The sequence below is a fragment of the Nocardiopsis listeri NBRC 13360 genome (assembly GCF_001570765.1).
Lineage (GTDB): Bacteria > Actinomycetota > Actinomycetes > Streptosporangiales > Streptosporangiaceae > Nocardiopsis > Nocardiopsis listeri.
Genome location: NZ_BCSH01000008.1, coordinates 31,370 through 50,702, shown reverse-complemented (window position 1 = coordinate 50,702; position 19,333 = coordinate 31,370). Strand labels below are relative to the sequence as shown.

Annotated in this window: 13 protein-coding genes; all 13 read left to right on the top strand. The window is 71.8% G+C overall.

What is annotated here, in order from left to right; all coding sequences use genetic code 11:
* The first annotated feature begins 12 nt into the window (after window positions 1–12).
* The 13 genes from NLI01S_RS03495 to NLI01S_RS03435 all read left to right on the top strand — a co-directional run bounded on the left by NLI01S_RS03495 (window position 13) and on the right by NLI01S_RS03435 (window position 19,240).
* Window positions 13–5,514 (top strand): non-ribosomal peptide synthetase, encoded by a 5,502-nt coding sequence (locus tag NLI01S_RS03495; protein WP_084392280.1) that lies wholly within the window; start codon window positions 13–15, stop codon window positions 5,512–5,514.
* Complete coding sequence (locus NLI01S_RS03490; protein ID WP_067599037.1) at window positions 5,511–6,638, top strand: saccharopine dehydrogenase NADP-binding domain-containing protein; 1,128 nt, start codon at window positions 5,511–5,513, stop codon at window positions 6,636–6,638. Before NLI01S_RS03495 ends, NLI01S_RS03490 begins: the two co-directional genes overlap by 4 nt.
* Window positions 6,635–7,753: a Gfo/Idh/MocA family oxidoreductase gene (locus NLI01S_RS03485; RefSeq protein ID WP_067599034.1), complete on the top strand. Its 1,119-nt coding sequence runs from the start codon at window positions 6,635–6,637 to the stop codon at window positions 7,751–7,753. The genes NLI01S_RS03490 and NLI01S_RS03485 overlap by 4 nt, the downstream gene beginning before the upstream one ends.
* Window positions 7,750–8,529 (top strand): thioesterase II family protein, encoded by a 780-nt coding sequence (locus NLI01S_RS03480; protein WP_067599031.1) that lies wholly within the window; start codon window positions 7,750–7,752, stop codon window positions 8,527–8,529. The genes NLI01S_RS03485 and NLI01S_RS03480 overlap by 4 nt, the downstream gene beginning before the upstream one ends.
* A gap of 138 nt (window positions 8,530–8,667) precedes the next feature.
* Window positions 8,668–9,339: a class I SAM-dependent methyltransferase gene (locus tag NLI01S_RS03475; RefSeq protein WP_067599028.1), complete on the top strand. Its 672-nt coding sequence runs from the start codon at window positions 8,668–8,670 to the stop codon at window positions 9,337–9,339.
* A complete protein-coding gene (locus NLI01S_RS03470) occupies window positions 9,336–11,165 on the top strand; it encodes an ABC transporter ATP-binding protein (protein WP_067599025.1) in 1,830 nt (609 codons plus the stop codon). The genes NLI01S_RS03475 and NLI01S_RS03470 overlap by 4 nt, the downstream gene beginning before the upstream one ends.
* On the top strand, window positions 11,162–12,958 hold the full coding sequence (locus NLI01S_RS03465) for an ABC transporter ATP-binding protein (protein ID WP_067599022.1): 1,797 nt from the start codon (window positions 11,162–11,164) through the stop codon (window positions 12,956–12,958). The genes NLI01S_RS03470 and NLI01S_RS03465 overlap by 4 nt, the downstream gene beginning before the upstream one ends.
* The gene (locus NLI01S_RS03460) at window positions 12,939–14,210 is read left to right on the top strand and encodes a cytochrome P450 (RefSeq protein ID WP_223809092.1); all 1,272 of its coding nucleotides are present in this window, start codon (window positions 12,939–12,941) and stop codon (window positions 14,208–14,210) included. Before NLI01S_RS03465 ends, NLI01S_RS03460 begins: the two co-directional genes overlap by 20 nt.
* Window positions 14,204–14,425 carry a ferredoxin gene (locus NLI01S_RS03455; protein ID WP_157090938.1) on the top strand — a complete coding sequence of 74 codons (222 nt, stop codon included), beginning with the start codon at window positions 14,204–14,206 and terminating at the stop codon, window positions 14,423–14,425. The genes NLI01S_RS03460 and NLI01S_RS03455 overlap by 7 nt, the downstream gene beginning before the upstream one ends.
* Window positions 14,426–14,507: 82 nt before the next feature.
* Entirely contained in the window at window positions 14,508–16,019 is a 1,512-nt protein-coding gene (locus NLI01S_RS03450; RefSeq protein ID WP_067599019.1) for an ABC transporter substrate-binding protein, read from the top strand.
* Window positions 16,019–17,017 carry an ABC transporter permease gene (locus NLI01S_RS03445; RefSeq protein ID WP_067599016.1) on the top strand — a complete coding sequence of 333 codons (999 nt, stop codon included), beginning with the start codon at window positions 16,019–16,021 and terminating at the stop codon, window positions 17,015–17,017. Before NLI01S_RS03450 ends, NLI01S_RS03445 begins: the two co-directional genes overlap by 1 nt.
* Window positions 17,014–17,835 carry an ABC transporter permease gene (locus NLI01S_RS03440; RefSeq protein WP_067599013.1) on the top strand — a complete coding sequence of 274 codons (822 nt, stop codon included), beginning with the start codon at window positions 17,014–17,016 and terminating at the stop codon, window positions 17,833–17,835. The genes NLI01S_RS03445 and NLI01S_RS03440 overlap by 4 nt, the downstream gene beginning before the upstream one ends.
* A complete protein-coding gene (locus NLI01S_RS03435) occupies window positions 17,828–19,240 on the top strand; it encodes an ABC transporter ATP-binding protein (RefSeq protein WP_067599010.1) in 1,413 nt (470 codons plus the stop codon). The genes NLI01S_RS03440 and NLI01S_RS03435 overlap by 8 nt, the downstream gene beginning before the upstream one ends.
* Window positions 19,241–19,333: the final 93 nt, after the last annotated feature.

Below are 19,333 nucleotides of genomic sequence, written 5' to 3'. Positions count from 1 at the left end.
GGAGAACCCACCGTGCACACCACCTCCGCGACCCTGCCCGCACTACTCGACGACCTCCGTTCCCGCGGGGTCCAACTCTGGTCCTCGCAGGGGCGCGTCCACTTCCGCGCGCCACAGAACGCCCTCACCGACGAAGACCGCACGATGCTGCGGGACCACCGCGAGGAGGTCCTCGCCCTCCTGGCCGAGGAGTCCGAACCGACCCTGGTCCCCGACCCCGCCTCCCGCCACGAGCCCTTCCCCCTGACCGACGTGCAGACCGCCTACCTGATCGGTCGCGGCTCCGCCTACGACTTCGGCGGGGTGGCCTGCCACGCCTACGTGGAGCTCGCCTTCGACGATCTCGACCCCGCTCGCCTGCGCCGGGCCTGGAACGACCTGGTCGCCCGGCACGACATGCTGCGGGTGGTGGTCTCCCCGGAGGGACACCAGCAGGTCCTGCCCCAGGCACCGGGGGATTCGCTGACCGTCACCGAGATCGGTGACGCCGACCTCGACCTGCACGCGGCCCGCACCCGCGAACGCATGCGCGATCTGGTGCCCGACCCCTCCACCTGGCCACTGGTCCGCCTCCACCTGACCCGGGGCGAGACCGGCGCGCGACTGCACCTGTCCGTGGACCTGCTCGCCGTCGACTACTCCGGCGTCCGGCTGCTCCTGGACGAGCTCGCGGCCCGATACGAGGACCCGGATCACCCCCTGCCCGCCCTGGAAGCGACCTTCCGCGACTACGTCATCGCCCGTCGTTCCCTGCGCGAGGGACCCCGCTACCTGCGGGACCGCGCCTACTGGGCGGAGCGTGTCGACGAACTTCCCCCGGCCCCCGAACCGCCCTTGGCCGAGAACGCGACCGACACCTCCGGCCGGTTCACCCGCCTGTCCACCACCCTGGCGCCACGCCTCTGGGACGCCCTGCGCGAGCGTGCCGCGGAGCACGGCCTGAGCCCCTCAGCGGTGGCGCTCGCCGCCTACGCCGAGGTCCTGTCCCTGTGGTCCCGCAGACCCGACTTCACGCTCAACCTCCCCGTGTCCCAACGCCTGCCGCTGCATCCGGACACCGACCGGCTGATCGGCGACTTCACCTCCCTGTCCCTGTTGGCCGTGCACGCCGATGACGGCGAGACCTTCGTCGAACGCGCGCGCACACGACAGGCCCGCCTGGCCGAGGACCTCGAACACGGCCTGTACACCGGCAACGAGGTGCTGGCCGAACTCTCCCGCCGCCGCCAGGAGAACGCCGTGCTCATGCCGGTGGTCTTCACCGGAGCGCTCAGCGCCGAGACGGAGGCCCACACCAAGACCAAGGCCAAGACGCCGACCGGGTCCTGGGCCGACCGCGAGGTGCACGGGCTGTCCCAAACCCCTCAGGTCTGGTTGGACTGCCAGGTCTCCCGCGTCGGCGACTCCCTGGGGGTGCGGTGGGACGTACGCGAGGGCGTCCTACCGTCGGGGACGGTCCCCGACGCGTTCGGTGCCTACACCGAACTCCTCACCCGCCTGGCCCTGCACGACGAGACCTGGGCCGAGAAGTCCCCGGTGGCCCTCCCCGAACATCAGGAGCGGGTGCGCGCCCGGGTCAACGCCACCGATGCGCCCGTGCCCGACGCGCTGCTGCACGAACGTCCCCTCGCCGCGGCCCTGCGCGACCCCGGAGCCCCCGCCGTCATCAGCGTCGACGGCACGCTCTCCCACGGTGACCTGTGGTCACGCGTGTGGGGAGTGGTCGGGGCGTTGCGGGCCCGGGGCTGCGCACCGGGGGACCGGATCGCCATCGTCATGGACAAGGGCGCCGAACAGGTCGTCGCCGCCTACGCGGCCCTGGTCCTGGGGGCCGTCTACGTTCCGGTGGACACCACCCAGCCCACCGCCCGGCGTGAGGCCATCCTGCGGGACGCCGCGGTGAAGCACGTCCTCACCCAGTCCTGGCTGGGGCGCACCGACGAGCAGGACGAACACGTCCGGACCATCGAGGTGGACACCGTCCCAGCCGAAGCCGCCCCGACGCGGGTCCCGCCCCGGCCCGTGAGCCCCGACGACCCGGCCTACGTCATCTACACCTCCGGCTCCACCGGAACCCCCAAGGGGGTGATGATCAGTCACCGGTCCGCCCTGAACACCATCACCGACGTGAACGGCAGGTTCGGGATCACCGACCAGGACCGCGTCCTGGGGCTGGCCGCGCTCGGGTTCGATCTGTCCGTGTACGACCTGTTCGGTCCCCTGGCCGAGGGCGGCGCGGTGGTCCTGCCCGCACCCGGACGGCGCGGCGACCCCTCCCACTGGGCCGAGCTGGCCACCGAACACGGGGTGACCCTGTGGAACTCCGTGCCCGCCCAGATGGGGATGCTCGTCGACTACCTCACCACCGCCTCCGCGGCCGCACCCACCTCACTGCGTCTGGCGATGCTCTCCGGTGACTGGATCCCGCTCACCCTGCCCGAACGGGTGCGCGCCCACCTGCCGGAGGTGGCCATGTTCAGCCTGGGCGGGGCGACCGAGGCATCCATCTGGTCCATCCACCACCCCATCGGAGAACTCGACCCCGCCTGGCCCAGCGTCCCCTACGGGCGTCCGCTCGCCAACCAGACCTTCCACGTCCTGGACGAGCACATGCGAGACCGCCCCGACTGGGTTCCCGGGGAACTCCACATCGGCGGCGTGGGCGTGGCCATGGGGTACCTGGGCGACGAGGCCCGCACCGCCGAACGGTTCGTCACCCGACCGGACACCGGAGAACGCCTGTATCGCACCGGTGACCTGGGCCGGTACCGCCCCGGCGGCGACATCGAGTTCCTGGGACGCGAGGACGACCAGGTCAAGATCCGCGGACACCGCGTCGAACTCGCCGAGATCGAGTCCGCGCTGCTGGCCCACCCGGCGGTCCACGCCGCCGCGGTCCTCGCCGTGGGCGGCCGGGAGGAAAGGAGGCTGTCCGCCTTCGTCGAGCCCGCACGCCACCGCCCGCGCCGATACCGCACCACCGACGAGGCGATGGTCGCGGCCGCCGAAGGCGCGGTCGCGGCCGCCACCGACGACCTGGACCGGGACGCGCTGGAGACCTTCCTCGAGGCGATGCGGTCCACGGCCCTGGGCGCCATCACACGCACCCTCACCGAGGCCGGCCTCTTCCAGGGGGCAGGTCACACCGTCGACGAGGTCATCGCGGCCCTGGACACCGATCGACGCCACCACCGCCTGGTGCGACGGTGGCTGCACGCCCTGTGCGAGGCCGGACGGCTGCGCCGCGAGGGCGACCGGTTCGAGGGCCTCACCCGAGTCTCCGCCCGGGACCAGGGCCGGGCCTGGACCCGCCTGGACGAGCTGGAGCGTTCCGTCGACTACGGGACCGAGGTCCTGGAGTACATGCGCACTTGCTCGGAGCGCCTGCCCGAACTCCTGCGCGGCGACCTGGACGTGCGCGGACTCCTCTTCCCCGGCAGCGGGACGGACACGGCCGCCGGCGCCTACCGGGACAACCTGGCCATCCGCCACCTCAACTCGGCGGCGGCCGCCGCCCTGGCCGAGGCGGCCTCCACCAGGACCTCCGATCGGCCCCTGCGGGTCCTGGAGATCGGTGCCGGGGTCGGTGGAACCACGGAGGAGGTCGTGCGGACACTCGCCGGACACGACGTGGAGTACCTGTTCACCGACGTGTCGCCGTTCTTCGTCAACGAGGCCGGGGAGCGATTCGCCGACTTCCCCTGGGTGGACTTCGGACTGTTCGACCTGAACCGTCCGCTCACCGACCAGGGACACGCACCGAACTCCTTCGACGTGGTCATCGCCGCCAACGTCCTGCACAACGCCATCGACGCCGGTACGGGCCTGGCACGGGTCCGCGAACTGCTCGCCCCCGAAGGACACCTGCTGTTCATCGAGACCACCCTCGAACGGGACCCGGCCCTCCTGGTCTCCATGGAGTTCCTGGAAGGCCTGGACGGCGGCCACCGGGACGCGCGGGCCGAACAGGACCAGACCTTCCTCACCCGAGAGCAGTGGGCGACCGCCCTGGAATCGGCGGGGGCCACCGAGCCCCTGGTCCTGCCCGCCGCCGACGACCGCCTGTCGGAAACCGGGCAGAGCCTGTACCTGACCAGGCTCAAGACCGACCGCGTCCCCGTCACCGCCGACGAACTCGTCCGGCACACCGCAGAACGCCTGCCCGAGTACATGGTCCCCGGCCGGTGGGGGCTGCTCGACTCCCTGCCGCTGACCACCAACGGCAAGGTCGACCGGGCCGCCCTGGTGCGCTCCCTGCCCGAGGAGGAGGGCGGCACCGACACCGTGAAGGTCACCGCCGAACCCCGCGACGACCTCGAACGAGCCCTGAGCGCCCTCTGGGCCGACCTCCTCGAACGCGCCACCGTCGGCCGCGAGGACGACTTCTTCGACCTGGGTGGGGACTCCCTCCTGGTCGCGCGCATGGTGGGCCGACTCGGCGAGGCCCTGCCCGACCTCGGCGACATCGAATGGGAGGTGGTCCTGCGCCACATGCTCCGCACCCCCACCATCGCCGGCCTGGCCTCCTACCTGAGGGACCTGTCCGGCCAGGTCGAGGCCGCCGAACCCGGCCGAGCCGACCCCTACGTCCCCCTCAACGGCCCCGGTGGGGGCGCGGTCACCGCCCTGGTCCACGCCGGGACCGGAACACTGATCCCCTACCGTTCCCTGATCACCGAGATTCGGCGCCGCTCGCGCGCGGAGGCCACCCTGGTCGGCCTCGAACTGCCCGACGTCGCGGCCTTCCAAGCCGCCGAACCCGCCACCGTCATCAAGGGGTGGGCCGCCGACTACGCCCGCGCCCTGCTCGACCGGGGCGGTGACCGCTTCCACGTCGTCGGCTATTGCCTGGGCGGGCTCATCGCCACCGAGGTCGCCCGGACCCTGACCGAGGCCGGCGCCGAGGTGGCCTCCCTGACCGCCATCAGCACCCACCGGCCGCCGTTCCGCCTGGACGACGAACTCATCTCCGAGTACGCCTTCGCCGTCATGATGGGCATCGACCCGGTCGCGGTCGGATTCCCCGCCGACGAGAACCGGGTCTCGGCCGCCTCCGACCTGCTCCTGGCCGACACTCCCGGGTTGCTGCCCGACGGCGCCATCGGACGCCTGACCGGGGAGTACGCCGACGTCGCGGCGTGCTTCCACGCCCTGGCACAGGTACCGCGCGCGGTGCGCATCGAGCGGATGTGCGCCGCGGTGCCGCCCTCCGCCGGGACCTACACACCCGAGGCACTGACCGAGATGTTCCACATCTTCCGGCAGAGCGTCTTCGCCATCTCCCGGTACGAACCCGAGCCCTACGCGGGCGACGTCACCTTCCTGCGTCACGGTGGCGCCTACCCCTTCCCCGGCAACAAGGAGAGCGTCATCTCCTACTGGGAGCGCCTGGTCCTGGGCGACCTGGACGTCGTCGAGGTCCCCGGCGACCACTTCAGTCTCCTGGGCGCCCCCTACGCCCCCGGTGTGCTCAAGCACCTGGAGGCCGTCACCGGAGGGGACGTGGTCCGGTGAGGTCCTTCAGCGACGCCGTGATCGGCGTGGTGGGCGCCTCCGGTGCGGTCGGCCGTCACGCCGCGTACGCCCTGCGCTCCCTGGGGCATGGAAGGCTCGTGCTGGGCGCCCGCCGCATCGATCCCCTGCACACACTCGCCGATGGGCTCGGCGGCCCGGTCGAGGTGGTCCCCGTGGACGTGGACTCGGCCGAGTCCCTCGAAGCGTTCTGTCACCGCTGCGACGTGGTGCTCAACTGCGCGGGGCCCTCCTACCGGATCCTGGACCGGGTCGCGGTGGCCGCCCTGGCCACCGGCGCGGACTACGTGGACGTCACCGGGGACACCCCTGTCCAGGACCGCCTGACCGGCTCACCCCTGGCCGGGGAACACCGTGTCCTGCTCTCGGCCGGGGTCCTGCCGGGCCTGTCCGCGCTGCTGCCCCGCTGGTTCGCACGAGGCCACGGACTGCGGGAGATGACCGTCCACGCCGGCGGCCTGGAACGGTGCACCGGGGCCGCCGCCGGAGACCTGCTCCTCTCCCTCCCCGGGGCAAGCGCCTCGGAGGCGGTGTTCGGGCACCCACTGTCGGCCTGGCGTGACGGAGCCGTCGCCGAAGGAGCTCTACGCGCCCGGGAAGGGGTCCGTGTCCCGCACTTTCCGGGAACCGCCTTCGTCCAGCCCTTCCTGACCGGTGAGGCCCAGAGACTGGCCGACGCGATGGGACTCCACCGGCTGGACTGGTACAACGTCCACCCCGGCGAACGGACCAGGGCCGTGCTCACCTCGGCGGTGGGCCGGGCCGACGTCGGATCGGAGACGGCCGAGCGCCTGCGCCGCGCGGCCGACCTGGACCTGATCGGGAACACGTCCTACTACCACTTGGTCTATTCGTTGGTCGACGGAGCCGGCGCGACGCACACCCTCCTCGCCCGCCTCACGGACAGCTACCGGATGACGGGCCGGGTCGGGGCCGCCGCGACCGCCGCGGTGGTCCGGGGCCAGACACCGGTCGGGGTCCACCACGCGGCCGACGTGCTCGACCCCGAACCCACGGTCGCGGCCCTCTTCGACGGGGACGGGGACGCGGCACTGCACCTGTGGCGGGGCGCCGCGACCGCCGACCTGGAGGAGGGCGCCCTGTGAGCGGACCACCCCTGCGCGTCGTCGTCTGCGGTACCGGCTTCGGGCGCTTCTACGTCCGGGCCCTGCGGGGCATGCCGGACACCTTTCGGCTGAGCGGGCTGCTCACCCGGGGAGGGGAGTACTCGCGACGCTACGCCGAGGAACTCGGGGTGCCCCTGTACACCGGCCCCGACCAGCTCCCCGACGACATCGACGCGGCCTGCGTGGTCGTCGGATCGGCGGTGTCCGGGGGAGCGGGCGGTGAACTCGCCCGCTCCCTCCTCGAACGCGGCCTCCACGTCATCCAGGAGCACCCGGTCCACCACGACGAACTGGCCGAAGCCCTGCGCCTGGCCCGGCGCAACAGGGCGATCTACCACCTCAACCCCTTCTACCGCCACGTGGAGCCGGTCCGTCGGTTCCTGGCGGCCGCCGGCGCCCTGCGCAGAAGCGGCCCCTTCCTGTTCATCGACGCCACCTCCGCGATCCAGGTGCTCCACCCGCTCCTGGACATCCTGGCCCGAGCCCTGGGCGGACCCCGACCGTGGGCGCTGAGCCACCCGCTCCAGGCCGACCCCGAAGTGATGGCCCTGGCGGCGCACGCCCAGCCCTACCGCGTCCTCCAGGCGACCGTGGCCGGGGTCCCGCTCACCCTGCGGGTGCAGAACCAGCTGGACCCCTCGGACGGGGACAACCACGCGCTGCTCTGGCACCGCCTCGCCCTGGGAACCGCGGACGGGGTCCTCACCCTCGCCGACACCCACGGCCCCGTGCTGTGGCACCCCCGGCTGTACGCGCCCCGCGACGAGCACGGCCGACTCCTCACCACCGGGCCGGGGACCGAACACCTGGACCAGCCGGCGACCTCGCTCCTGGCGGGCACCGCGGCCCCCACCCACCGGGAGGTCTTCGACCTCCTGTGGCCCCGAGCCCTGGAACGGGCGCTGACCGGTTTCGCCGCCGACGTCCGAGCCGGGACCGACCCGATGGCCAGGGGTCAGTTCGACCTCGGCGTGTGCCGCCTGTGGCACGACACCACCGCCCGGTTGGGGCGCCCGGAGATCATCCGCCCCGATCCACCCCGCCCGCCGACCGCCGACGAACTGGGCCGCACCGCCCTGGAGGAGATTCCGTGAGCACCGCCCATCGCTGGCTGCGTCGCTTCCGTCCCCGCCCCGCCGCACGTCTCAGGCTGGTGTGCCTGCCCCACGCGGGAGGAGGCGCCAACGCCTACCGTTCCTGGGTCTCGGTCCTGCCGCACACCGTCGACCTGGTGTGCGTGCAGTACCCCGGTAGGGAAGACCGTTTCGGGGAGGAGCCCGTCGACGACATGGCGGTCGTGGTCGACGCCGTGGCCCAGGAGCTGGCACCGCTCCTGGACCGCCCCTACGTCGTCTTCGGCCACAGCATGGGCTCCGCGGTCGCCTACGAACTGGCCCGCGCACTTCGCGATGTGGGCCACCCGGAGCCCGAACGGCTGATCGCCTCGGGCCGAAGGGCACCCTCCGACGCACCGCCCGGACGGGTCCACCTGGCCGACGACGACGCGCTCGTCGAGGAACTCATCCGGCTGGGCGGTACCGACCGTGAGGTGCTGGCCGAACCCACCCTGCGGGAGGCGGTGCTCTCCTACGTGCGCAACGACTACCGGCTCATCGAGCGGTATGGACCGTTCCCGAAGCCACCCCTCAGCTGCCCGGTCAGCGTCTTCCTCGGCCAGGACGACCCCGAGGTCGACGCGGTCCTGGCCCGGCGCTGGTCGCAGACCACGACCGGAAGCGTCGACGTAAGGGTCTTCCCCGGCGACCACTTCTACCTCGCTCCGCAACGGGAGCAAGTGGTCTCGGCCCTGGTCGATCGGGTCGACCCCTCTTTGTCCCGCGGTTCGGGAGCCTGGCCCAGCACACCTTGATCCCACGGGCGCAACCACCCGGGGCCGAGCCGCACGTACGCGAACCCACACTTCCCCTTTCTCCCGGAGGAAACGATCCCAGCCATCGACCACTACTCACCGGCCGCCGAGTTCTTCGACCTCGTCGGCCACCGCCACATGGCCACCAGCACACCCGTGCTGCGTTCGGTCCTGACCGGCATGGACACCGGCCACGGTCCCGTCGTCGACATCGGCGCGGGTACCGGTCTGGTCACCGCCGCCATCGCCGAGATCCTGCCCACTGCGCGCATTCACTCGGCCGAGCCCTCGCCGAACATGCGGGCGATACTCACCAGCCGGGTGTTCTCCGACCCCGACCTGCGCCGACGGGTCACCGTCCTGCCCGAACCGGCACAGGAGATACCGCTGCCCGACTCCATCTCGGCGGCGGTGGTCTTCGGGGTGGCCGGCCACATCCCCCGAGCGGAGCGTAAGGAGCTGTGGCGGCGATTGGCCGACCGCCTGCCCCCGGGCGGGATCGTGCTCGTCGAGCTCATGGGTGTGGACACGCCCCGCTCCATCCCCTACGTGCGCATGTGCCGTGAGCCCCTCGGCGACCAGGTCTACGAGTGGTGGATCTCCGGTGAACCGGTCGGCCCACTGACCATGCGCTGGCGCACCCAGTGGCGGGTCTTCCGCGACGGCGAACGGGTGCGCACCGTCGACGACGAATACGACTGGGAGACCTTCGGGGTCGACCGGCTGGCGGAGGAGTCCGGGCTGACCTTCCGGCCACTGCCGGGCGGCGGGCGCGAGGCCACCCCGGAGATCGGAGTGTTGGTCAAATGAGTCAGACCCAGACCGCACCGAACGGCGAGGCCGGGCCGAAGGCGGCGCAACAGCGGTCGCCTTCGCCGTTGCGGACCCTGCTGCGACCCATCAGGGGGCGGATCGGGGCCGCGATGGTGCTCCAGGGACTGGCATCGGCGCTGGGGCTCGTCCCGCTGATCTGTCTGGTCGAACTCGCACGCGCGTCGGCGGCCGACGGCACGATGGACACCGCACGCGTGTTGCTCCTCCTCGGCATCGCCGTGAGCGCTTCGGTCGCCGCACCGGCCGCGGGCACGGCCTCCACCTTGGTCGGTCACCTGGCCGACAACGACATGCAGCTGTCGGTCCGCCGGGCCCTGGCCCACCGCATGTCCCGGGTACCCCTGGGCTGGTTCACCGGCCGCGGATCGGGTCGGGTCAAGAAGGCCGTGCACGACGACATCGAGGACGTCCACTCCCTGGTCGCGCACACCCTGCCCGACCTGGCCTCGGTCGTCACCGTGCCTCTGGTCGCCCTGGTCTACCTGTTCACCGTGGACTGGCGACTGGCCCTGGTCTCGGTCCTGCTGGTGGCGGCGGGGATCCTCCTGTTCTCTCGCGCCATGGCCGGGAGCATGGCGAAGATGGCCCGGTACGCCGAGGCGATGAACCGGATCAACTCCTCCGCCGTGGAGTTCGTGGACGGCATCCAGGTGGTCAAGCATTTCGGTGGCCACCGGCGCTCCCACGAGCGCTTCACCCGCGCCGCCGACGACTTCGCGGACTTCTTCCTGGACTGGTCACGCGGCACCACCCCGGTGACGGTCGGATCCTTCCTGCTGCTGTCGGCGCCCATGGCCACCGTGGTCACCGTGCTCGCGGGCGTGGGGTTCGCCCTCGCCGGGTGGACCGAACCGGTTTCGATCGTGGCCTTCGCCCTGCTGGCTCCGGCCCTGTGCGCGCCGATGAACGTGATCGGCTCCCGGGTACAGCAGACCCAGGCGGCCGGGGCCGCGGCCGGGCGGGTGACGGCCCTACTCGACACCCCCACACTGCACCGGGGGGAAAAAACACCGCCGATGGAAGCCCGCGTGGTCTTCGACGGCGTGTCCTTCTCCTACACCGACCGCACCGACGACGCGACGGGCGACGGGACAACGGAGGAGGCACCCCGAGCCTTGGCCGGAGTGGACCTGGTCCTGGAAACGGGCACCGTGACCGCTCTGGTAGGTCCCTCGGGCGCGGGCAAGAGCACCCTGGCCGCCCTGCTCGCCCGCTTCCACGACGCCGACACCGGATCGATCACCGTCGGCGGAGTCGACATCCGCGAGATCGCCGACCTCTACCGCACGGTCGGCTTCGTCCTCCAAGACGTCCGCCTGCTCGGGGAGACGGTCGCCGACAACATCGCCCTGGGACGTCCCGGAGCCACCCGCGAGGAGATCGAGGCCGCCGCACGCGCGGCACAGATCGCCGACCGGATCGAGGACCTGCCGCGGGGCTACGACTCCGTGGTCGGGGAGGACGCCGATCTGTCCGGCGGCGAGGCCCAACGCGTCTCCATCGCCCGCGCCCTGCTGGCCGACACCCCGATCCTGGTACTGGACGAGGCCACCGCGGCCGTGGACCCGGTCTCGGAGGCGGCCATCCAGGACGCGCTCAGTGAACTCGCCCGTGGCCGCACGGTCCTCGTGGTGGCCCACCGACTGAGCACCGTCACCGGCGTGGACCAGATCGCGGTGATGGACGCGGGCCGGGTGGTGGAGATCGGAATCCACGACGAACTCCTGACCCGGGGCGGCCGTTACGCCGAACTCTGGCGCGCCCAGGCACACCGACGAGACGAACCGGGAGCAGACCAGTGATCCGTGCTTTCCTCAGGGCCCTGGGACCGGAACAGGCCGGTCCCGTGAAGAGGAGTCTGGCCCTGACCACGCTCGTCTCGGCGTTGCAGGGGCTGGTCTTCGCCCTGCTGGTGCCCGTGCTGACCGAACTTCTGCGCCAGGGCCCCCGAGCGGCCCTGGGCTGGGCTGGGGCCCTGGCCCTGGCCGCCCTGGTCTACGCCCTGCTGCGCACCCTCAGCCTCTTCGTCAACTTCCGGGTGGGCGGGGCGATCTCCCGTGGCCTGCACCACCGCATCGGGGAGCACCTGGTCCGGCTGCCCCTGGGCTGGTTCACCGGGAACCGCGTCGGTGAGCTCAACCGGGTCGTCACCGAGGGGGTGTCCCGCAGCACCAACGTGCCAGTGCACATCTACCCACCGCTGGCCGACGCCGTGGTCACCCCCGTCGTGGCGGTACTGGCGCTGTTCCTCTGGGACTGGCGGATCGCCCTGGCCGCCGCGGCCTGCCTGCCCGTGGTGTGGATGGTCTTCGCCCTGTCCAACGACGCGGTGGGGCGCAACGACGCCGCCCGGGACATGGTTTCGGACGAGGCCGCCTCCCGGGTCCTGGAGTACGCCAGGTCCCAACCGGTGTTGCGGGCCTTCGGCCGCACCGAACAAGGCGGTCAGAGCCTGGATCGGGCCCTGAACGCCGAACACGGTGCCGCGCGCCGTCTGCTGCTGCGCATCGTCCCGGTGATGTCGGTCTACTCCTTCGCGGTCCGGCTGATGTTCGCGCTGCTCATGGTGTGCGCGGTCGTGCTCGTCCCGGACGGCGGACTCGACCCCGCCCTGGCCGTGGCCCTGCTGGTGCTGGTGGCCCGGTTCACCCACCCCCTGGCCACGGCCGCCGACCAGGGCGCCGCCCTGCGCATGGCCACCAACCAACTCGACCGGATCAACGCCGTCCTGGACGCCAGACCCCTCCCCGAACCGGAGTCGCCGGTCCCGCCGCGGGGAGCGGTCGTGGAGTTCGACGACGTCACCTTCGCCTACGACCGCAAGGACGACACCCCGGCACTGGACGCGGTCACCCTGCGCGCCGAACCCGGAACCCTCACCGCCCTGGTAGGACCCTCCGGATCCGGCAAGACCACGGTGGCCCGTCTGCTCGCCCGCTTTCACGACGCCGACCGCGGCCGGGTCCGCATCGGCGGGGTCGACGTCCGGGACATCGGCGGCGATGAACTCTCTCGGCACGTGGCCCTGGTCTTCCAGGACGTGTACCTCTTCGACGCCACCGTCGCCGAGAACCTGCGCCTGGCCGCCCCCGACGCCACCGATGAACACCTCGACCGGGTGGCGGCCCTGTCCGGGCTCGACACGGTCCTGTCCGACCTGCCCCAGGGCTGGGACACCAGGGTCGGGGAGGGCGGAACCGCACTGTCCGGCGGGCAGAAACAGCGGGTCTCCATCGCACGGGCTCTGCTCAAGGACGCGCCGGTCATCGTCCTGGACGAGGCCTCCTCGGCCCTGGACGCCGAGAACGAGGCGTTGGTGACACGCACAGCCGTCGAACTCGCCAGGGAGCGCACCGTGCTGGTCATCGCCCACCGCCCCGCCACCGTGGCCGCCGCCGACCAGGTCGTCTTCCTCGAAGGGGGCCGCGTCGTGGAGTCCGGAGCTCCGGAGGAACTCCTCGAACGGGGAGGGCGGCACGCCGATTTCGTCCGGACCCGTGAACGCGCCCGCGGCTGGCGCCTGACCACTTCGGACGTCACGACCCCTCCCGCATCCACCACGAAAGGCCATGAGAATGACCCGGCCCGCACCTGAACCCTTCACCGACCCCGTCGCCGCCACCGCGCCCGACCCCGCCGCCGAACCCGTCCGGACCCACGAGGACACGCCCTTCCCCCTGGTCCGCTCCTGCCCCTTCACCCCTCCCGACGACTACGCCGGGATGCGCGAGCGACCCGGCCTGACCCGCGCCCGAATCCCCAGCGGCAAACGGCCGTGGCTGGTGACCCGGCACGAGGACGTGCGCGCGGCCCTGTCCCACCCGGCCGCGAGCTCCGACGCCCGCCATCCAGCCTTCCCCGCGCTCGGGGACGGGGAACAGGCCGTCGCCGCCGAACTGCGCCCCTTCATCCGGATGGATCCACCCGACCACACCCGTGTGCGCCGCATGCTCGTCGGGGAGTTCACCGTCCGCCGAGTGCGCGCGATGCGTCCGGCGATCGAGGCCGTGTGCGCCGAACAGGTCGAATACCTGCTCGGTCGCCAGACCCCGGCGGACCTGGTCGCCGACTACGCCAACCGGGTGTCCACCACCGTCATCTGCCGGCTGCTCGGCGTCCCCTTGGATGACCTGGAGTTCTTCCGGCGCATCACCTCGATCTCGGGCAGCCGGGACAGTACCGCCGAAGAGGTCAACGCCGCCCTGGGCGAACTGTTCGGCCTGATCGACCGGCTCATCGACGACAAGTCGAAGGACCCCCAGGACGACCTGATCAGCCGCCTGGCCACCGGGCCCCTGGCCCGAGGCGAGATCACCCGGCACTCCCTGCTGTCCCAGATCGGCATCACCCTCAACGCCGGGCACGAGACCTCCCGCAACATGATCCCGCTGGCCGCGTTGGCCCTGCTCGAACACCCCGACCAGATGGCACTCCTGCGTGAGGACCCCGACCTGTGGCCGGGCGCGGTGGACGAACTGCTGCGCTACCTGTCCGTGGCCGACGTGATCACCCTGCGGGTGGCCACCGAGGACATCCCCCTGAGCTCGGGCACCATCCCCGCGGGCGACGGCTACATCGCCCTGCTCGGCGCGGCCGACCACGATCCCGAGGTTTTCCCCGAACCCGAGCGCCTGGACGTGCGGCGCGCCCAACGCAACCACGTCGCCTTCGGTTACGGCACCCACCAGTGCGTGGGTCAGAACCTGGGTCGGCTGGAGATCGAGATCGCCTTGCGCGTCCTGTTCGACCGTGTCCCCACACTCCGGTCCGAACTGGCCTTGGCGGACCTGCCCGCCCGCTCTTCCTCGGCGATCTTCGGGCTGGACGAGGTTCCGGTCTCATGGTGACGCCCACAGGTTCCACCCTGCGCCTGACCGCGGACCGGGAGGTCTGCGCGGGCGCGGGCCAGTGCGTGCGCGCAGCACCGGACCTGTTCGACCAGGACGACGACGGCCTGGTGGTCGTGCTCCGTGCCGATGTGCCCCCTGAGGCGAGCGAACGCGCCCTGACCGCGGCCGACTGGTGTCCCTCGGGCGCCGTGGCCGCCCACCGACCCCGCTGATCCCGCTTTCCACAACCCCGGGTCCACAGACCCCTTCCGGGGACGTGTCGAACACGGCCCCGCCCCCGAGAAAGGCCGAACGATGAGACGACGATTCCTGCCGGTGGGCACCCTCACGGTGCTCCTGGCGGCCACCGCCTGTGGTGGCGGTGGAGGCGACCGGGCCTCCGCCGACGACGCCACCCTGCGCTACGCGGCGGTGGGAGCCCCGGCGGCCACCACCCACGATCCGCACGGGCGCGTCGGCAACGAATCCGACTACCTGCGGTTCGCCATGCTCTACGACGTTCTGACCGTGACCGACGAGGACGGGGCCCTCCAGGCCCGCCTGGCCCGGTCCTGGGAACCCGACAGTGACGACCTGGACCGATGGACCATCGCCCTCCGTGACGACGCCGTCTTCTCCGACGGTGAGCCGGTCACCGCCGACGACGTCCTGTTCTCCCTGGAGCGCATCCAGGGCAAGGGCGCCGAGAACAACGGCCGCCTGTCCATGTTCGACCTGGAGTCCTCCTCCGTCGTGGACGAGCACACCCTCGAACTGGTCACCCACCAGCCCTACGCGGAGGTCGGCGGCGCCCTGGCCTCCCTGACCTTCGTGGTGCCCGAGGGCAGCGACGACATCACCGAACCGGTGGTCGGCTCCGGCCCGTTCCAACTGGCCGAACACGACGACACCACCGCCGTCCTGAACCGGCACGACGGCTGGTGGGGTGCGCCGGCCGACTACGACACACTCCAGATCAGCGCCATGCCCGATCCGGGGGCGCGGGCCGACGCGGTGGCCTCGGGGCAGGCCGACATCGCCGGAAGCGTGGCACCCGCCGGCGCCCGGCAGTACGAAGAGGACGACTCCGTCCAGGTGGTCACCCGGCCCGGGGGAGTGAACTACCCGCTGGTCATGGACCTGGGCAGCGAGCCCTTCGACGACGCCGACGTGCGCGAGGCCGTCAAGCTCGCCCTCGACCGGGAGCAACTCGTGGAGACGGTCTTCCTCGGTTACGGGGAGCCGGGCGCGGACCTGCTCAATTCCGAGGAACCCTTCGCCCCCCGGGTGGAGCCGGTCGAACGCGACCTGGACCGCGCTCGTGAACTGCTGGAGGAGGCCGGACACGGGGACGGCGTCGAACTCACCCTGCACGCCACCAACTCCTACCCGGGCATGGAGGAGACCGCGGCACTGGTCGCCGAACAGCTCTCCGAGGCGGGCATCGACGTTCGGATCGAGATCGGAGCGCCCGACACCTACTGGGCCCAGGTGTGGAACGTCGAGCCGCTCTACCTCAACAGCCTCGGCGGGAACGGGTTCGTGGACTTCGCACGGATGGCCCTGGTGTCCGACGGCCCCATCAACGAGACCGGCTGGAACGAGCCCGAATGGGACGCCGACTTCGCCGAGGCACTGGCCACCGCCGATGACGACGAACGACACACCCTGCTCGCCGACCTCCAGCAGCGGGTCGCCGACGACGGCGGCTACGTGGTCTGGGGCACCGGAGACGGTATCGACCTGGCCGCACCCGGTGTGAGCGGACTGCCCACCGGTCCCGGCTTCCACCGTCTGTTCATCGAACAGGTCGAGGCCACCGGTTGATGCCCGGCCCCGCGACCGCCCCCGCGGTGGCCCTTCCACGCTCACGGAAGGCCGCCGCGGGGGTCTCACTCCTGTTCTCCCTGGTCCGGGCGACGCTGCTACTGGGCCTGGTCTCGGTAGCGGTCTTCACCGTGACCGAACTCCTTCCCGGGGACGCCGCCGACCTGCGGGCCTCTCCCGGGGCCGACGAGGAACAGGTACGACACCTACGGCAGGAGCTGGGACTGGACGTCGAACCCTGGCGGCGTTACCTGGACTGGGTCGGTGCCCTGATCAGCGGGGATCCGGGCACCTCCCTGGTCAACGGTCGCCCAGTCGTCGACGCACTCGCCCAGAGGCTGCCCGCCACCCTCACCGTCGTGGCAGGAGCCATGGCGCTCGTTGTTCCCGCGTCTTCGGCCCTGGCCTGGTGGGCGGGCACGACACGGCGAGGACGCCGGATGCCCACCGCCGTTCTGACGGGGGGCGCCGCGGTCCCCATGGCGGTCGTGGCGGCGGCCCTGGCCGCGCTGTTCTCGGGCCATCTCGGCCTGGTGCCACCGGTGTCCCTGATTCCCCCCGGCGCCGCACCCTGGCACCACCCGGAACTGCTCTTCCTCCCGGTGATGTCCATGGCGCTGCCCACCGCGTTCTTCGGTGGGAGCCTCCTGTCGGGCTCGGTCGCCGACACCGTGCGCATGCCCCACGTGGTCGACGCCCGACGCAGGGGCGTGCCCTCCTGGCGAATCGCGCTGGTGGACGTCCTTCCCTTCCTCCTGACTCCCTTCGTCCGGGTCGTGGCGGTCTCGGCGGGTGGCCTGATCGCCGCCGCGACCGTGGTGGAGGCCCTCTTCGGGTACCCCGGCATGGGCTCGCTCCTGGTCTCGGCCATCTCCACACGCGATCTGCCCGTCGTGCAGGCCACGGCCGTGCTCGCCGCCGCGATCGTGCTGCTGGGACTGTTGCTCGCAGACCTGTCGGCCGCCCTGACCGAACCCGAGCACGGGAGGACGACATGAGAGGGCTGTTGGTGCCGTTGTCACTGGTCGTGGCAACGGCCCTGGTGCTCTTCGGTGGATGGTCCACGCCCTACGACCCCAACGCCACGGCCGGTGCCCCCTGGCAGGCGCCGAACCCCGAATACCTGCTCGGGACCGACGCCCTGGGACGGGACGTGTGGTCTCGGGTCCTGGCCGGGGGAGGCCGGCTGCTGACCGTTTCGGTGGTGGCCGCCGTGTGCGCCTCCGTCATCGGCATCGCGGGTGGTCTGGTGGCGGGATGGTCCGGTGGGTTCGTCGCGCGCCTGCTCACCGCCTGCGCGGACCTGTTCTTGGCCCTGCCGTCCCTGTTGCTGGCCCTGGTGGCCGCGATCGCCCTGCCCTGGCAGTCGGCGGTCGTCGTGGCGACGGTGTGCGGAGGTGCCCCGCTCACGCTGAGGGTGGTGCGCGACGCCGTCCGCTCCGTCCGTTCCTCCGGGTACGTGGAAGCGGCGCTCCTGCGTGGCGAGCACACGAGCTCGGTGCTGCTCCGTGAAGTGTTTCCGGCCATGCGCGGACTGGTCTGCGCCGACCTGGGGCTGCGGCTGGTGGTGGCGATCCAGGTCTGCGCGGCACTCGGCGTCCTGGGACTGGGCGTGAGCCCGCCCGAGCCGGACTGGGCTCTCATGCTGAGGGAGAACATGAGCGGGGTGGCGAGCAATCCGTGGGCGGTGGCCGCACCCGCGATCGCACTCGGTGTCACGACGCTCCTGTTCGCACTCGCCGCCCGACCGCCCTCTCGGGAACACGATGACCGCCGCCCGGCAGGGACGGGGCGAGAGGAGACGGACCATGCCTGAGGGACTGGACGTGCAAGCGCTACTGGTCGAGGACACCCGGGGTCGAGTGGTCGTCGGGCCCGTGGACCTGCGAGTCCCCGACGGAGGGGTGATGGCGCTCATGGGGCCTTCCGGCAGCGGCAAGACCAGTGCGCTCCTCGCGGCGCTCGACGCCCTGCCCCCAGGGCTGCTCCGCCGTTCCGGACACGTCCGGTGGCGGGGAGCCCCGGTGCCTCGGGGGCGGGGTGGGCGGCGCTGGCGCCTGACCAGGGTGGGGATTCTCGGCCAGGACCCCGCGTCGGACCTGCACCCCCTACGGTCGGTGGCCTCCCTCGTGGCCGACGCGCTGCCCCTCGGAACACGACGGGAGAACACGGAGAAGGTGCGCGTGACGCTCACCCGGCTGGGACTGGACGCCGACCTTCTGTGGCGTCGGCGTCCGCGCGAGCTCTCCGGTGGCCAGGCCCAAAGGGTGGCCCTGGCCCGCGCGATCGTCGGTGACCCCGAACTCCTCGTGCTGGACGAGCCCACCAGCGGCCTGGATCCCGCCACGGTCGAGCTCGTGCTCGACGTGCTGGAGCAACGGCGAGGACGCCCGAACCGAGCCACCGTGGTGATCACCCACGACCGGGGGTTCGCCGCCCGAGTGGCCGACACCCTCATCGACATCGATGAGCCCGGGGCCGCCCACCGGAGCGCCACCGGTGTCCTGGCCTCCCGAACCCCACACGGCTCCCTGGCCCTCGGCCTCCATGGGATCCGCCTCATCGGACCGGATGGTCGGGAACTGCTCGAGGAGTCGGAGCTGGCCGTCCGTTCAGGGGAGGCGGTCGCCATCCTGGGGCCCTCCGGAAGCGGTAAATCCACACTGCTCAGGAGTCTTGCCGGACTCCATCCCCCGGCAAGGGGTTCGTTGTCCCTGGACGGACGTCCCCTCCCCACCGGGTACACGGACCGCACTCGGGAGTCACTGAGAGCCGTCCAACTGGTCGGCCAGAACCCTGTCGGTGTCCTCAATCCCGCCCAACGCGTCGGAACGGCGCTGGCACGCCCGGCCATGGTGCTCCGGGGCCTGACACGAGAGCAGGCCGTGGCGGAGGTCCCCGAACTCCTGAGGCGGGTAGGCCTGCCCGCGGAGACCGCAGGCGCCTACCCCGGCCGCCTCTCGGGCGGCCAACGGCAGCGGGTGGCGATCGCCCGCGCCCTGGCCGCGCGTCCGCGGGTGTTGTTGGCCGACGAGGTATCCGCGGCCCTGGACACCGCGAGCGCGCGTACGGTCCTGGATCTCCTGGACACCCTCCGTGCGCGGGAGGGTCTGGCCGTTGTCACGGTCACGCACGATCGGGAGGTCGCCGCCCGCGCGGACCGCGTCCTCACCCTTGATCCGGAGCGCCGGACGCTACTGCCCGCCTCACCTCGAACGTGAGGGAGGCTCCGGGCGCGTAGGGGACCACCTTCCTTCGTGCACACGAGACGGAGCGACGACGTCGAAGGCCATGCCGATCGGCTCCCGGTCCGG

Coding starts and splice junctions, on each gene's coding strand:
- NLI01S_RS03475 (WP_067599028.1), top strand. CDS start 8,668: ATGGCCACCAGCACACCCGTGCTGCGTTCGGTCCTGACCGGCATGGAC.
- NLI01S_RS03470 (WP_067599025.1), top strand. CDS start 9,336: ATGAGTCAGACCCAGACCGCACCGAACGGCGAGGCCGGGCCGAAGGCG.
- NLI01S_RS03460 (WP_223809092.1), top strand. CDS start 12,939: ATGACCCGGCCCGCACCTGAACCCTTCACCGACCCCGTCGCCGCCACC.
- NLI01S_RS03455 (WP_157090938.1), top strand. CDS start 14,204: ATGGTGACGCCCACAGGTTCCACCCTGCGCCTGACCGCGGACCGGGAG.
- NLI01S_RS03450 (WP_067599019.1), top strand. CDS start 14,508: ATGAGACGACGATTCCTGCCGGTGGGCACCCTCACGGTGCTCCTGGCG.
- NLI01S_RS03445 (WP_067599016.1), top strand. CDS start 16,019: ATGCCCGGCCCCGCGACCGCCCCCGCGGTGGCCCTTCCACGCTCACGG.
- NLI01S_RS03440 (WP_067599013.1), top strand. CDS start 17,014: ATGAGAGGGCTGTTGGTGCCGTTGTCACTGGTCGTGGCAACGGCCCTG.
- NLI01S_RS03435 (WP_067599010.1), top strand. CDS start 17,828: ATGCCTGAGGGACTGGACGTGCAAGCGCTACTGGTCGAGGACACCCGG.